General features: G+C 65.8%; 11 protein-coding genes. 8 read left to right on the top strand and 3 right to left on the bottom strand.

Annotated features, from left to right (window positions below; translation table 11 throughout):
- Nucleotides 1–157 precede the first annotated feature (157 nt).
- From AB4Z44_RS17120 to AB4Z44_RS17090, 7 genes are all read left to right on the top strand, one after another.
- Entirely contained in the window at nucleotides 158–613 is a 456-nt protein-coding gene (locus AB4Z44_RS17120; RefSeq protein ID WP_404710888.1) for a globin domain-containing protein, read from the top strand.
- Nucleotides 613–1,077 carry a hypothetical protein gene (locus AB4Z44_RS17115; RefSeq protein WP_404714262.1) on the top strand — a complete coding sequence of 155 codons (465 nt, stop codon included), beginning with the start codon at nucleotides 613–615 and terminating at the stop codon, nucleotides 1,075–1,077. Before AB4Z44_RS17120 ends, AB4Z44_RS17115 begins: the two co-directional genes overlap by 1 nt.
- Before the next feature lie 456 nt (nucleotides 1,078–1,533).
- Nucleotides 1,534–3,582, top strand: a complete 2,049-nt coding sequence (locus AB4Z44_RS17110; protein WP_404710887.1) for a hydantoinase/oxoprolinase family protein — start codon at nucleotides 1,534–1,536, stop codon at nucleotides 3,580–3,582.
- The gene (locus AB4Z44_RS17105; protein ID WP_404710886.1) at nucleotides 3,579–5,342 is read left to right on the top strand and encodes a hydantoinase B/oxoprolinase family protein; all 1,764 of its coding nucleotides are present in this window, start codon (nucleotides 3,579–3,581) and stop codon (nucleotides 5,340–5,342) included. The genes AB4Z44_RS17110 and AB4Z44_RS17105 overlap by 4 nt, the downstream gene beginning before the upstream one ends.
- A complete protein-coding gene (locus AB4Z44_RS17100) occupies nucleotides 5,339–6,496 on the top strand; it encodes a M24 family metallopeptidase (protein ID WP_404710885.1) in 1,158 nt (385 codons plus the stop codon). The genes AB4Z44_RS17105 and AB4Z44_RS17100 overlap by 4 nt, the downstream gene beginning before the upstream one ends.
- Before the next feature lie 13 nt (nucleotides 6,497–6,509).
- On the top strand, nucleotides 6,510–7,604 hold the full coding sequence (locus AB4Z44_RS17095; RefSeq protein WP_404710884.1) for a M24 family metallopeptidase: 1,095 nt from the start codon (nucleotides 6,510–6,512) through the stop codon (nucleotides 7,602–7,604).
- A 65-nt stretch (nucleotides 7,605–7,669) separates the two neighbouring features.
- A complete protein-coding gene (locus tag AB4Z44_RS17090; protein WP_404710883.1) occupies nucleotides 7,670–8,869 on the top strand; it encodes an MmgE/PrpD family protein in 1,200 nt (399 codons plus the stop codon).
- 145 nt (nucleotides 8,870–9,014) lie between these two features.
- On the opposite strand, the gene AB4Z44_RS17085 is transcribed toward AB4Z44_RS17090, so the two are convergent.
- From AB4Z44_RS17085 to AB4Z44_RS17075, 3 genes are read right to left on the bottom strand one after another with little or no spacing between them, the layout of a single operon-like run.
- Nucleotides 9,015–10,352: an MFS transporter gene (locus AB4Z44_RS17085; protein ID WP_404710882.1), complete on the bottom strand. Its 1,338-nt coding sequence runs from the start codon at nucleotides 10,350–10,352 to the stop codon at nucleotides 9,015–9,017.
- A gap of 2 nt (nucleotides 10,353–10,354) precedes the next feature.
- The gene (locus AB4Z44_RS17080) at nucleotides 10,355–11,737 is read right to left on the bottom strand and encodes an MFS transporter (protein ID WP_404710881.1); all 1,383 of its coding nucleotides are present in this window, start codon (nucleotides 11,735–11,737) and stop codon (nucleotides 10,355–10,357) included.
- A 36-nt stretch (nucleotides 11,738–11,773) separates the two neighbouring features.
- A complete protein-coding gene (locus tag AB4Z44_RS17075) occupies nucleotides 11,774–14,704 on the bottom strand; it encodes a TonB-dependent receptor plug domain-containing protein (protein WP_404710880.1) in 2,931 nt (976 codons plus the stop codon).
- 289 nt (nucleotides 14,705–14,993) lie between these two features.
- On the opposite strand from AB4Z44_RS17075, the gene AB4Z44_RS17070 reads away from it, so the two are divergent.
- Complete coding sequence (locus tag AB4Z44_RS17070; protein ID WP_404710879.1) at nucleotides 14,994–15,641, top strand: GntR family transcriptional regulator; 648 nt, start codon at nucleotides 14,994–14,996, stop codon at nucleotides 15,639–15,641.
- Nucleotides 15,642–15,785: the final 144 nt, after the last annotated feature.

The raw sequence follows: 15,785 nt of genomic DNA, 5'->3' as shown, positions 1-15,785 counted from the left end.
GTGTATGGCGCGCGTGGCGCAAGGGAACATCGAGCATCTTTGCACCGGACATCGCAGAGTTTTCGCTGCTCCGTACCCGAAGCACGCAGACGCCATCCGCTTCGCAGCATAGCCGCGAGGCGAACGATCATCATTTCGAACCAATAAGGGATTAGCCATGACGAGAACGATGTCGCCCGAGACGATGGCGATCGTGAAATCGACCGCGCCAGCCATTCAGCAGCACGGCGTCGCGATCACGACGCGTATGTACGAGCGCCTGTTTGTCGATCCCGACATCAAGGCCCTGTTCGATCAATCCGCGCAGATGTCCGGCGAACAACCCAAGCGGCTCGCAGCGGCAATCCTGGCGTTCGCGCAAAATGCGGACAAGGTGGACGCCCTCAAGCCGGCAATCGCTCGCATGGCGGCCCGCCACGTCGAGAGGCGCATCAAGCCGGAGCATTATCCGGCAGTGGCCGACGCTCTGCTTCCGGCGATCAAGGATGTGCTCGGCGATGGCGTGAATGAAGCGGTTCTCGCCGCCTGGGGCGAGGCCTATTGGTTCCTCGCCGACGTCCTCATCGGGGAGGAAGCCGTTCTCTACGAAGAGCGGAGCCTGTCGCCGGCATGATCGACGATTTCACGATCGCGCGCGTCGTCCATGTCGTCGCGATGACGATGTGGATCGGCGGAGTGGGCTTCGTGACGACGGTGGTGATGCCTGCCATTCGCAGGCGCCACGCCCCTGCCGAGCGGCTTGCGGCATTCCATGCTTTCGAGGGGGCGTTCGCGGGGCAGGCGCGCCTCTGGACCCTCCTGGCCGGCGCGAGCGGCCTGTGGATGACGTGGCGTGCCGACCTGTGGTCGCGTTTCATCGATCCCGCGTTCTGGTGGATGGACGCAATGGCGCTGCTCTGGCTCGGTTTTGCGGTCATGCTCTTCGTGGTGGAACCCTTGTTCCTGCATCGACGCATGGAGGATTCGGCAAACCCGGCGGCGGATTTCTTACGCGCGGAGGCCATGCACCGGCTGGCCCTTGGTATAGCGATCATCACCGTTGCGTCTGCGGTGGCAGGAAGCCATGGCCTGATCTAGCGGGAACCCGCTTCCTCTGATGGACCGCGCCTGACGGTGTCGCGGCGGTCCTTCCCCTTCAGCGGCGAGAGGTCGCCGCAACATCGCGGCTTAAATTGGCTGGGGCGGGCGGATTCTTAGCCAGATTTCTGCGCCCCCAGCAAAACTGCGTTTTTTTGCTTTCGCGAGGTGCTGCTCGATCCGCTCGCTATAGCAGAGCGCTGCGGCGTTCCTTCAAGCCTGGCAAAACGGCGGTAGCAGTGCTGCAGGCACGCAGCCTTGCTTGCCGTCATGCGTCAACGTCGCTCGCAACGAGGTCCAGAAGGCCGACTGTCGACCGCCACCAGGGCCGTTGCGGCATGGTTTCACGACGATCGCTAGAATCGCGCTCCAGCTTCCCCGACGCGTTCGAAGGACGTTGACTTGCGCGCAGTTGTATACAATAGAATGCAGATAACAACGTCGAGGGGATATGGGGTGGAGATTGCGGTCGACATCGGTGGGACGTTTACCGATCTGGTCGCGTTCAATTCGGCGACAGGCAAGGTCACGCAGTCGAAGCAGCTGACCACGCCGGCCGAATTTTCGCAGGGCGTGTGGGATTGCCTCGCCAAGGCCGAACTGAAGCCGGAAGATGCCGAGACCCTGGTCCACGGATCGACCGTCGCGATCAACATCGCGATCGAACAGACCGGCGCCGAGACCGCCTTGATCGTCTCGAAGGGTACGCGCGACGTCTACAAGATCGGACGTCAGAACCGGCCCGAAGCCTATAATTTCCTGTTCCATCGGCCCGATCCGCTCGTCCCGCGCTCGCGCACGTTCGAGGCCGAGGAAAGGATGCTCGCCAATGGCGACGTCCATATCGCGCTGACCGATGCCGAGATCGATCGCATCGTCGATGCGGTGCGCGAGAGCGGCGCCAAGGCGGTCGCGATCTGCTTCCTCCATTCTTATGCGGTGCCGGCGCACGAGAACAAGGCGGCGGGCCGGCTGCGCGCCGCACTCGGCCCAGACATCTACGTCACCGCATCGAACGAGATCGTGCGCGAATATCGCGAATATGAGCGCATCTCGACGACGGTGATGAACGCTTACATCGGCCCCAAGACGAGCGCTTATGTCGGCCGGATGGAGGAGCGCCTCCAGCGCGAGGGCTTCGGCGGGCGCTTCCTGATAATGCAATCGAACGGCGGCGTGATGTCGCCCAAGACCGCCAAGGCGCTGCCGGTGGCGATGATGGAATCGGGCCCGGTCGGCGGCGTGATCGCGGCCGCCGAGATCGGCAAGCGCCTCGGCTTCGACGACGTCATCTCGTTCGACATGGGCGGCACGACCGCCAAGACCAGCCTGATCAAGGCGGGCGAGGTCTCGATCGCGCAAGGCTATTATGTCGGCGGTTACGCCAGCGGCCATCCGGTTACGTTCCCGGTGGTCGATATCATCGAGGTCGGCGCGGGCGGGGGCAGCATCGCCTGGATCGACCAGATCGGCGCGCTCAAGCTGGGGCCGCAGAGCGCGAGCTCGGTCCCCGGCCCGATCTGCTATTCGCGCGGCGGCACCGAGCCGACCGTGACCGATGCGAACGTCGTCCTAGGCCGGATCGGCGCGAAAAGCTTCCTCGGTGGCGAAATGCCGCTCGATGCCGAAGGCGCCACCGCCGGCATGAGCAGCCGCCTCGGCGATCGGCTCGACATGACCGCGACGCAGGTGGCGCACGGCATCCTCCAGATCGCGGTCGCCAAGATGAGCCTCGCGGTGCGCGGCATCTCGGTCGAGCGCGGGTACGATCCGCGCGATTTCGCGATGCTCGCCACCGGCGGCGCCGGCCCGCCGCACGCGCTGGCGATCGCGCGCGACCTGCATATCCCGACGGTCATCATCCCCAATCTGCCCGCGCATTTCTCCGCGCTCGGCATGCTGATGACCGATGTGCGCCACGATTATGTCCGCACGGTCTACCAGCCGTTGCTCGACGCCGATTTCCAGGCGCTGCTCTCCATCTATGCCGAGCTCGGCGTGTCGGGCCTCCACGCGCTCGACGAGGCCGGGGTCGACGAGGCTGCACGCAGCGAGATCTGGTGGATGGACCTGCGTTACATGGGGCAGGAATTCTGGCTGCAGATCCCGATCGAGCGCGCCGAGATCGAGAGCGGTAACGTCGCTGCCGTGCTCGCGCGCTTCAACGAGGTGCATGATCGCCGCTTCGGCCATGCCGCCGCCAACGAGCCGCTCGAACTGGTCAATGTCCGCCTCACCGCGGTCGGCACGCGCCCGAAGATCGAATTCCCGCATGTCGGCGGCGACGGCGCCGACGCGCAGATCGGTACGCGCGAAGTCTATCTCGACGATCCGGACACCCCGGTCGCCTGCGCGGTCTACAGCCGCGAACGGCTCGCGCCCGGCATCCGCATCGATGGGCCGTGCGTGATCGAGGAATATGCCTCCACGACCCTCCTGTTCGAAGGCGACAGCCTCGTCCCCGCCGAAACCGGCGAACTGATCATCACGGTGGCCGCACGATGACCGACATGCCCGAAGCGCTCAAGGCGCTGGATCCCGTCACGCTCGAGGTGATCCGCAACGCGCTTCCCGCCATCTCGGACGAGATGAGCGTCGATCTGCAGCGCACCTCCTACAATATGATGATCTACGAGGTGCGCGATTATTGCACCGCCTTGCTCGATCCCGACGGCAAACTGATCTCGCAGAATATCGGCGGCGTGTCGCACTTCGTCGCCGATCTCGGCATCGTCGTCAGCTCGGGCGTCGAGCGCTTCGGCAAAAACGGGTTCGTGCCGGGCGACGTGATCCTGCACAACCATCAGGCGACCGCCGGGCAGCACCTCAACAATATGGTGCTCTACACGCCGGTCTTCCACAAAGGCGAACTGGTCGCGTTCGCGGTGGTGCGCGCCCACTGGGTCGATGTCGGCGGCCAGTCGACCGGCTTCGGCGGCGGCAGCGCCTACGATCCGTGGAGCGAGGGCCTCCAGTTCGATCATGTGAAGATCTACGAAGCCGATGTGCCGGATGAGAAGATGCTGCGCTTCATCCGCGACAATATCCGCTTCCCCGATAGCTCGATGGGCGACATGCGCTCGCAACTCGCTGCCTGCCGGCTGGGCGAACGCCGCTTCGACGAACTGCTCGGCCGCTACGGCAACGACATCGTCCAGCGCGCGATCGTCGCGCTCTATGCCGAGGCCGAGACCAAGGCGCGCGCCGCGGTCGAGGCGATCCCCGATGGCGTCTACGAGGCCGAGGCGACGCTCGACAGCCGTGCCGGCGAGGCGCCGTACGACATCAAGGTGAAAGTCACCGTCTCGGGCAGCGATATGGAGATCGATCTCTCCGGCTGCTCGCCCCAGCGCGATCGCGGCAACAATGCCCGCACCTATGCCGGCGCCTTCATCGCCTACAAGGCGCTGACCGGGCCGAACGAGCCGCTCAACGAAGGCGCGTTTGCGGCGCTCAAGGTGACGATCCCCGAAGGCAACATGATGATGGCGCGCTTCCCCGCCTTCATGGCCGGCTGGAGCTGGGCGCTGCCGACCGTGGTCGACGTGATCTGGCGCTGCTTCGCCAAGGCTTTGCCCGATCGCATTCCTGCGGCGCACTCGGGTTCGCTCGGCGCGGCCTTCTCCTTCTCGGGCATCAATCCGAAGAACGGGAAGCGCTTCGTCGCGATGAGCATCGAATCCGGTGGCTGGGGCGGCCGTCCCGGTGAAGACGGGCAGGATGTGTCGATGTCGGTCTGCCAGGGCGACGTCCGCAATTCGCCGATCGAGACGATCGAACTCAAGACGCCGCTGATGGTGCTGGAGCGGTCGCTGCGAACCGATTCCGGGGGCGCCGGCGAACATCGCGGCGGCCTGGGAATCCAGACGCATGCGCGCGCTCTGGTGGCGGGAACATGGAATTCGGCGAGCGCCTCGGGCGGCCGCGTCACCTGCCCGCCATGGGGGCTGTGGGGCGGCAAGCCCGGCCGCACGGCCGAGACATTGATCAAGGCGCCGGGCGAGCAGGAATTCCGCGTCTCGACCAGCGGCGGCTTCACCAGCGGCCCGGGATCCGAGGTGATCTACCGCACCGCCGGCGGCGGCGGCTGGGGCGATCCGCACAGGCGCAGCGCCGAACAGGTTCTTTCGGACGTGCGCCAGGGCTTCATCACGGTCCAGACCGCCCGCGACGATTACGGCGTGGTGATCACGAACGACGCCATCGACGCCCAGGCAACCGCCGCGTTGCGCAACGAAAACACATCCAGGGAGACGGCCGAATGACCCTTTTCGCGGCGGACGACCCGCTTCGCCTCTCTTGCTACGCGACGAGGACCGGCAAGGTCCGCGATGCGATGCGCGAAGCCGGGCACGAAGTGCTGATCGCCTACGGCAATGGCCGCCACAGCTTCATCGGCATGAACCCGGCCTGGTGGCTCACCGGCTTCAAGCAGATGGGGCCGCATATCGCGGTGATCCTGCCGATCGATGGCGAACCGTCGTTGATCGTGACGCCGTGCTGGGACGAGGAGCGCGCGAGCGAGCGTTCGGTGGTGGGCGACATCGTCGCGTGCGAGCCCAAGGCGTTCATGGCGACCGTCGCGAGCGAGTTGAAGCGCCGTGGTCTGTCCGCCGCCAAGATCGCGGTTGCGGGTGGCCTGCAGATGCCGCGCGATATCCATGAAGGCTGGCCGGAGACGCTGGGCCAGAAGCCCGCCGACGCCGATCAGGCGTTGAGCGATCTCGCGCGCGAGCGCGACGAATGGTCGCTGAAATGCACGCGCCACGCGGTCGATATCGCCGAGAAGGGTTATGATCACCTGCTCGCGAACAGTCGGCCGGGCATGTACGAGCATGTCGTTGCCGGTAACTTGGAATCCTATGTCCGCAGCCTCGGCGCCGAGGACAATTTCCAGCTCATGTCGGCCTCGCAGCACAACCGCTCGGTCCATATGCCGACCAACCGGTTGCTCGCCGACGGTGACATCATCCTCGGCGAAATCACGCCGGCGGTGGAGGGCGAATATATCCAGATCTGCCGCACCGCGGTGTTCGGCGTGCCGACCGCGCTCCAGCAGGAGAAGTTCGGCATGCTCGACGAGGCGCTGCGTGCGGGCATGAAGGCGGCCAAACCCGGCGTGCCGGTCTCCGACGTGGTCGCCGCGATCAACGCGCCGATCTCGAAGGCCGGCTACGAGAAATATACCGTGCCGCCCTACATGCGGACGCGCGGCCACAGCATGTCGCTGGGATCGATGGATCCCGAAATCGCAACCTTCAGCGGCCATGTGCTGGTCAAGGGTTCGGTCTTCGTAATGCACCCCAACCAGTACATTCCCGACACCGGCTACTTCATGTGCGGAGAGCCGGTCATCATCACCGACGAGGGCGCGAAGCCGCTGACCAGCCGCATGGGCGAGCTGGGTTCGATTCTCTAAAGGAGCGCGCGACATGATTGCGATGACGCCCGTTCTGGAACGGGGCTATACGTGGTGGGACCGCTCGCTCTTCCCGCGCGACGAGTTCGAAGAGCGCACCCGCATGGTGCAGAAGGCGATGGCCGAAGCCGGGCTCGATGCTTTGGTAATATGGTCGCAAAGCTATCACACGACCGGCCAGCTCGCGTACCTTTCGGGGTGGCCGATGGGCGGCGCGGTGCTGGTGCGGCGCGAGGGCGAGCCGACCATGTTCAGCCCGGGCGGCGGGCGCGAGCAATATTTCGCGCGGATGCAGACCTGGGTGGAGGATATGCGATCGGTGCCGGGCCGGCTTGGTGCGGTGATCGCCAAGACGCTGGCCGAGGATGGGGTGCCGGGTGGCCGGCTGGGTATCGTCGGCTATGATCAGATGAGCGTCGGTGCTTATGCCGAGGTGGTCGAGAGCCTGTCAGGCTATGACCGGGTCGATTTCGCCGAAACCTATGCAGCGGTGCTGGCGCCCAAGCGCCCGCGCGAAGTGCTGGCGGTCCGGAACAGCCTGACGATCGCGGCGCATGCGGTCGAGGCCGGGGTTGCGGCGTGGGAAGCGGGCGCGAGCAATGCCGAGGCGCTGGTCGAGGCCGAACGCATCGCCCGGATCGAGCGCGCGCGCGATTTCCGCGGGCTGGTCAACAGCAAGGGCACCGAGCTGCGCCCGTTCGAGCGGGTCAGCGAAGCGCGGCATGACCAGCTCCTGCTGTGGATCGCGATCGATCAGCATGGCTATTGGGCCGAATCCGCGAACGGCGTGGCCGGAACGGCGGCGACCAAGGCTGTTGATGCCATGGTTGCCACGGCAAGGGTTGGTGCGACCGCGGGCGCGGTGGCCGAAGCGGCACTGGCGGTTTTGCCCGAGGCCGCGCGCGACAGCGCTCTGTCTTACGGCCTCGGCGCGGGCGTCGGCCTGTCGCTCGACGAGGCACCGGTGATCGAACCGGGCAATGATGCGCTGCTGGTCGAAGGCAGTCTGCTTTCGCTCAAAACCTATGCCAAGGGCGCGTCGGCCTCGATCGCAACCGCGACGGTCAAGGTCGGTGCGGAGGGCGCGACGCGGATCGTCCCCAACTGACCCCCGCCGACGCCCTGACTTCGCTGGCGGACGCGCTGGCGGCGCGCGCACCGGTTCCGGGACCGGTGCGCGATGCCGCGCGTCTGCGCCTGTTCGATACGTTGGTCGCGGCGCGGATCGGGCGGGCTTTGCCCGAGGCCGCACCTCTGGCGAAGCTCGCGGTCGATGCGCCGGGGCGGATCCGGGCACTCGTCGCGACGGTGCGTGCGACCGAGGTCGACGATATTGCGCTGGCCGGGTGCGTCACCGCCGGATCGGTGATCGTGCCGGTTGCATTGCTGGCCGCCGCCGAACGCGATTGCGACAGCGATGCGCTGCTCAGGGCGATCGTCGCCGGCTATGAGGCGATGGTCGGCTTTGCCGCCGCGATCGGTGGCGCGACGATCCTCTATCGCGGGATCTGGCCGACGCTTGCGGCGGCGCCGATCGGCGCCGCGGCGGTAGCGGGCAGTCTCGCCAGGCTCGATCGCCAGGCGATGCTGAGCGCGCTCGCGCTGGCGATCGGACGCAGCCCCTGGTGGCTCGACCGGGGCTTGCCACGCTGGCTCCAGCTCGGCCATGCCGCCGCCGACGGGGTCGCGGCGGCGCAAGCGGCCGAAGCGGGTTTTACAGCACCGGCGTCGGTGATCGACGGCTGGGCCAACGCTTCCGGCGTGACGGTGGATCCGGCGCTGCTGGCACCAGGCGCGGTGCCGAAAATCCACCAGATCGAATGCAAGACATTCCCCACCGCGCGACAGGGCCTGTCGGCGATTCAGGCGTTCATGCGCCTGCACGCCGACCGGCCGGTGGGGCCGACTGACCGGATCGAGATCGCGCTTCCCGGCGTCTATCGCGCCATGGTCGGCGGGACGACCATGCCGGCCGAGCGGATCGGGTCGATGCTCTCGGCGGCCTATCAGATGGCGCTGGCGGTCCATGCGCCCGAGCGGATGTTCGATGCCGTGCACACGCCGCCCTGCAACGATCCGGCGATCGCGGATTTCCTGACGCGGGTGGTCGTGACCGAGGATGCGGCGCTGGACGCGCTCTATCCGAGGCAATGGGGTGCGCGCGTGACGATCGTCGGCGCGGAGGCGCGGACGTGCGAGGTCTTGTCGCCCGAGGGCGGTGCTGACCATCCGTTTGGATGGACGGAATTGGCGGCAAAGGCCGCTTCGCTAGCGCTTGGGTTGGGCTTGCCGGCTACGCATTTCGAGGCGCTGCAAGACTCGATCAGGAAAGACGTGCGCCCGGGAGATTTGCTGACGCTGGCCCTTTCCTGAAACCGCCGCAGGCTGCGGAACCGCTCGCGTCATCCACACGTCACTCTGGACTCGTTTCAGGGGCCACCGGGCGTGCCGCGCCGTCCACGCAAGTTGCTTGGTGGATGCTGAAACGAGTTCAGCATGACGAAGAAAGCAAACGCGTTTAGCTAGCCCCTTTCGTCTGCGGGCGCTTCGGGATCAGCACCACTGCCACGAAAGCCAGCAGCAACGGCGCTGCCGCCCAGCAATAGATCGTCGTCAGGCTCGCATGCTGCGCCAGCAGGAAGCCGCCGATCGCCGGCCCGATCATTCCGCCCGCACGGCCCGCGCCCGCCGCCCACGCCACCCCGGTCGCGCGGATCCGCGACGGATAGACGAGAGCCGCAAAGGCGTTGATCGCGCCCAGCGCGCTGTTGAGGAAATAGCCCGACAAGGCGCTTGCGATCAGGAATTGGCTCGATCCCAGATCGATCCAGCCCAGCGCTGCTATCGCTACCGCTGCGCCGACCACGAACACCGACAACGACGCGCGCGCGCCGAAGCGATCGAGGATGAAGCCGCTGCTGAGCGTGCCGATGATCCCGGTCACCGTGCCGCAGGTGACGCCGGCGGCGATATGCTGGAGCGAAAGACCGCCCTGGCCGTGCAGCACGGTCGTATTCCATGCGCCGGCCAGGTGGTTGACGATGAAGATCGTCAGGAAACCCGCCCATAGCAAAAGCGTGGTCAGGAGAAGGCCCGGCCGGAACAGCTCGACGATCGGCTGCTGGTCTTTCGCCACCGCCTGATCCTGCAGCACGAAGCGCGGGCTGTGCGCCAGATCGAGCGTCGGATCAATCCCCAGCAACGCCTCTGCGATGCGTGGATCATGCTGGTTTCGCCGTGCGCGAAAGCGGATCAATTCGGGCAGATAGAGCCACAGCAGCACGAACGTGACCGCGCCCAGACCGCCACCGACCCAGAAGGCGCTCTGCCAGCCCAGCGGCTCGAGCATGTAGGCCTGGACGAAAGCCTCGATGAAATGGCCGCCGGTGAAGCCGCAGAATACGACGCTGACGATACCGGCGCGCAGCCGCGCCGGGGCCAGTTCGGACGAAAGCGCGATCGCGTTGGGGATCACGCCGGCGAAGAACAGGCTCGAGGCGAAGCGGAAGCCGAGCAATTCGGTCGGCGTGCGCGCGAGGCTGGTCAGCAAAGTCAGGAATGCGAAGCTGCCGACGCAGGCGAGCAAGGTCGTGCGGCGGCCGAAGCGATCCGACAAGGGCCCGATCAGCAAGGTGCCGATCAGCAGCCCGAATTGCTGGAGCACGAACACCCCCGTCAGCGCCTGCGGGGCGACGTGCATGTCGGCCGCGAGCGGGGGCAGGATCGCGCCGACGATGAAGATGTCGTAGCTGTCGATCAGCATCGTCAGCACGAGCAGGGCGATCAGCCCGAGATGCGCCTTCCCGAAGCGCCGGCTGTCGAGGAACGCCTCGACGTCGAAATCCGTACTGGCCACGGTCAGGAAATCGCCTCGACCGCGCCCGCCGGTGTCGCAGCCCTGGCCGCCGCGCTCCGCCGCACCCAGATCATCGCGAGGATCGCGATCCCCGCCAACGCCTCGGGCACAGCGGTGAGCAGATAGATGGTGGTCGTGTTCGGCGTGCCCGACAGCAGGAAGGCACCGGCGACGGGCCCGAGCATGCCGCCGATCCGGCCGATGCCCGATCCCCAGGCCACGCCGGTGACGCGCATCTGCGGCGGATAGGTGATCGCAGCGATCGCGTTGAGCCCGCCCAGTGCGCTGTTCATCGCATAGCCGGTCAGGGTGAACAGGATCAGGCCGCTCGTCCCGCCGAGATCGCTGAACGCTATTCCCCCGATCAGCACGGAGGCGAGCAGGAAGAAGAAGGACAGGCTGCGCGTCGCGCCGAAGCGGTCCATCACGAAGCCTGCGGTCGCGGTGCCGATCACGCCCGCCGTGGTGCGGCAGGCCCCGAGCAAGGCGATATGCTTGTACGAAAGCTTGGCGACATGGTGGAAGATCGTCGTGTCCCAGCTGCTCATCAGTTGGTTGACGAGGAAAGCGAGCAGATAGCCGGCCCACACCAGCAGGGTGATGCGCAGCAGCCCGTCCCGAAACAGGCCGGTCACCGGCCGCGTCTTCTCCTTGCGCGGTTTGGTTTCGAGCACGAAGCGCTCGTCGCCACGGAAGCGGAGAGATGGGTCGATCTGTCGCAGCAGGCCGCCGATGCGCGGATCGGCCGGATTGCGGCCCGCCCGGAAGCGGATCGATTCGGGCAGGAAGAACCAGACGATCGGCAGCAGGATCAACGGCATCGCCCCGCCGAGGATGAAGGCGCCGCGCCAGCCGAACGGCTCGAGCACGAAGGCCAGCACCCAGGCGAGGATGAACGAAGCCCCGGTATAGCCGCAGAAGACCACGCTGATCAGCCCGGCGCGCATGCGCTTCGGGGCGATCTCCGACACCATCGCCACGCAATTGGGCAAGGCGCCCGAAAAGAAGATCGCCGAGACGAAGCGCAGCGCGATCAGCTCGAACGGCGTGCGCACGAACGAGACGAAAAAGGTCGAAATCCCGAAGCAGGCCAGGCAGGCGAGCAGGGTGGTCTTGCGGCCGTTGCGATCGGCGAACGGCCCGGTGACGGTGACCCCGGTGAGCAAGCCCGCCTGCTGGGCAATGAACACGCCGGCCAGCAGGTTAGGTTTGATTCCCCAGTCGTCGGCAATCGCCGGCAGAACCGAACCGACGACGAAGATGTCGTAGCCGTCCACCAGCATGATCAGCGCCAGGATGATCACCACCCTGATGTGCAGCGATCCGATCCGTCGGGAGTCGAGAAAGGCGTCGACGTCGAAGCTCGGTCCTGGCGCAGACGCCATAGTCTCTCCTGTCGCGGCGGCCGGTCGGCCGACCGCTCAATATTGAAAGCGGGCGCCCATCTTATAGTAGCGGCCGACCGGATCGAAGAAGGTGTTGTTGGCACGACCGGGCATCAGGGGCGGGTTCTTGTCGGCGACGTTATCGACGCCGAAATAGAGCTGCAGGTGCTGCTTGCCGCGGTCGAGGACATTGTAGGTCGCCATCAGCGACAGGTAGAAAGCGCCCGCGACGCGGTTCGGATCGATCGAATTGGCGAGCGAGGGGCTGTAGCCCGGATCCCCGGGGCCGACCAGGGTCGGGTCGTAGACGCTCTTCGGCACATAATGGCCGTGCGCGGTCAGCGACATCCGCCCGACGGCGTAGCTGACGATGCCGTCATAGGTCCAATGCGGGGTGCATTCGATGAACGAGGTCACCGAGCAGCCAGTGACGCCCGCCACATCGAGTGCCCCGGTCTTCTGCACCGTGGTCAGGTGCGCGATATGGGTCGTCGTGAAGTTGAAGCTCAAGGTGCCGGGCAGACCGGGCGACAGGCGACGCAGCGGCAGGTTGTAATCGGCGACGATGTCGAAGCCGTTGGTCTTGAGCTGGTTGAGATTGAGGTAAGGCGTACTGATCAACGTGATCAAACCGTCGGATCCGCGCGTCACATATTGGCAGTAATCGGTCTGGCCGTTGTTGCATTGGGTGACGACATTCTGCGTAGACAGCGTCGAGATCGCGTTGTTCACCTTGATGTTGTAATAATCGAACGAGAAGTGGAAACCGGTGAAGATCCCGCGCGGCTGCAGGACGAAGCCCGCGGTGAAGGTCTTGGCCTTTTCCGGCGTCAGGTTGGGATTGCCGCCCGACAGGAAGGGCAGCACCGCGGTGGTGTGGGTCGCCGTATCGATGATCGTGTTCTGGTTGGCGACCAGCGGCACGAACAATTCGGTCATGTTGGGCGCGCGGATGTCACGCGATTCGGTGGTCCGCAGACGCAGCCAGTCGGTCGGTTCGTAGACGCCGCCGACCTTCCAGGTGGTCACGCTGCCGCTGGTCGAATAATGGGTGCGCCGCACAGCGGCATTGAGTTCGAGATTCTTGGCCAGGAAGACGTCGCGCAGTAGCGGGACGATGGTCTCGGCATAGCCTTCGGTCACCGTGATGTGCCCGTTCAGCGCGGTGCCGTTGCCGGTGGTAAAAAAGAGCTGCTGGGACAGCGCATCGGTCGATCCGTGCGCGGTCTCGGACCGGTGCTCGACGCCGACGGCGATTGAAACCGGGCCCGCCCAAGTCGAGAAGGGTTCGCCCTGAATGTTGCCCGACAGGACGCTCTGGTCATAGCGCCGGCGCGTGAAGCTGGTCTGATAGGCATAGGCCTTGGCTTCATTGCTGAAATTATACTGGCCGAACAGGTTGAGCGGCTGGCAGCCGGCGGCGGCGGCGCGCACCGCCGGATCGGCACTCAGGGTCGCGCGGCAAACCGGCAGACCGTTGGGCCCGGTCGTCGCATCGACCGCATAGAAGAAGTTCGGCTTGACCTGGTTGTTCTCGATCGTCTCGTGGAAATCGCTCTCGCCATATTGGTAGTAGACGCCTGCGCGCCAGTGGCTGCCGATCTTCGCGTCGAACCCGACGACGCCGCGATAGGTGTTGGTCAGATCGCGGCCGCGGCTGAAACCGATGTCATAGCCTTCGCGCCCGATCGGGAACGAGGTGATCGGCGCCGCCGGGTTGGCGGTGTTGTAATTGTTGATGATCGTCCGCAGCCCGGCCGGGATGAACGGATTGTCGGTCTTGATCACGATCGCCGTCTGGCCGGTGCCGGGGTTGCGCGACGCACCGCCGATATTCCTGCCGTCGACCCGCGCGAAATTGCCCTCGACATAGCCGGTCAGCCAGTCGTTGAACTCGTAAGATGCGTGGGTGTAGGTGCTGATCCGCTCTACCGGCACCTTGATATCGACGCCGGTGACATAGGCATTCTGGCCCGCGCCCGATCCGCCGAGCATGAACAGGCCGCCGACGAGTGTGCCGTAGACGAACTGGGTGGGCGATCCGTCCGGATTGAACTGGATGCCCTTGAGCGGGCCCGAGGTGATCAGGCCGCCGCGCGTCTGGGTCGAGGTGTGGACGTTGGTCGCCAGGATCTGCGCCGGAATGCCGTTGACGCCCGGGGTCGAATTGGTGAGGTTCTGGCGCTCCTCGGCGCACCATGGGCGCGTGTAGCAATCGCCGACCGCCTTCGAATCCTCATATTCGCCGCCGATCACGAAGTGGCCGCGGCCGCCGCCGAAGCTGGTCCCGTAGGCGAGCGAGGCCTGGTAATCCTTGCCGTCGCCATAGCGCGATACGCCGTATTGGACGTTGCCCTTCAGCCCTTCGAACTTGTTGTCCATGATGATGTTGACCACGCCCGCGACCGCATCGGAGCCATAGGCCGCCGATGCACCGCCGGTGACGACGTCGGTCCGCTGGACGAGGACGCTGGGAATCAGGTTGAGGTCGACCGTGTTCACCGAGGTGGACGGGACGACGCGCTGGCCGTCGATCATCACCAGCGTACGGGTCGCTCCCAGGCCGCGCAGATCGGCGATGTGCGCGCCGATCGTGCCCGCGGTCAGGCCCGAGGTGGTCGGGCTGGTGCCGGCGCGGAAGGCGGGAACCTGGAAGAGCGCGTCGCCGATGTTGGTCGCGCCGAGCTTCTCGACGCGATCCTGGTTCACCACCGCGACCGGGGTCGGCGAGTTGTAGCCGGACCGCTGGATGCGCGAGCCCGTAACGACGATTTCCGCGTCGGGCGTGGTGGAAGCATCGGCCGTCGCCGGTGCGCCGGTTGCGAGCGGGGCGGGCGTCGCGGAGTCCGGCGTGGCGACCGGACTGGCGGTCTGGGCGATAGCGGGGGCGCCGGCCAGCAACGCGGCTGCCATGGCGGCACTCGATGTTGCTGCCCTCGCCGCGGCTTTATTCAAGAACCCGATCATTCAGCATCCCCTCGGTTCGGCGCCCGGGCTTGCTACCCGCGACGCACCACGGCCGCAGCAGACCGCGACCCCATCCTCACCCATGCTTCACTCTCTGAGCGGAGAGTGTTCGGTATCCCTTTGTATACATCAGTGTTCTGATGTCAAGCACCACTTCGGTTCGAACGGGCTGTCCCCGGGGATGTACGGAGCTACAGCGCTACTGTATGCTGCCGGATGCATGATGCGTCTGAAATCGTGATGGAGATTTGATCTGGCTACCGCGCAGTCCTTCACCCTGCCGACCGATATGTCGCTTGCGGAGGGGCTCCATGCCGCCCTGCGCGAGGAGATCATGCAGGGTACGCTCGAGGCGGGGACGCGGCTGCGCGAAACCGAAGTCGCCGCGCGGTTCGGGGTCAGCCGCACGCCTGTGCGTGAAGCGCTCAAGAAGCTCGAACTGGAAGGCCTGATCGCGGACGTGCCCGGGCGCGGGCTCACCGTGACCAAGCCCTCGCTCAACGACATTCTCGACGCCTATCTGATCCGCGAGGTGATCGAGGGCCTCGCAACGCGGCTCGCCGCCGAGCGCGCGCTCGAGCCCGAGGTGATGATGCTCGGATCGATCCTGCGCCAGATCGAGGAAGCCAATAACGCCGGCGACGGCGATCGCGCGATCGAGATCAGCTATCAGTTCGACGATCTGGTGTTCCGCGCCGCGCGCAACCCGCGCCTCTATCGGATCATCGAAGCATCGCGCGCCGCCCAGGGCAGCAGCCGGCGCGGCAATATGCGCGATCCCGAACGGCGTGCACGATCGATCGAGGAGCGCAAGGTGATCCTCCGCGCGATCCTCAACCGCGACGCCAAGGCGGCGGAGATCGCGGCGCAGGAGCATCTGCGGCGCGCGCGGGAGTATCGGATCGAGCGCTCGTTGAGCGAGGATATTTTGGCTTAGGGGGCGAAAGTGCTCGTCATGCTGAACTTGTTTCAGCATCCACCAGGCATCCGCACGGACGGTGCGGCACTCCCGGTGGACCCTGAAACAAGTTCAGGGTGACGGGTGGATGACGCGAGCGGACACGCCCAACCAGCCAAGGCG

The sequence above is a fragment of the Sphingomonas sp. MMS24-J13 genome, assembly GCF_044905095.1.
Taxonomy (GTDB): domain Bacteria; phylum Pseudomonadota; class Alphaproteobacteria; order Sphingomonadales; family Sphingomonadaceae; genus Sphingomonas_I.
This window is presented reverse-complemented; position numbering and strand designations above follow the sequence as displayed.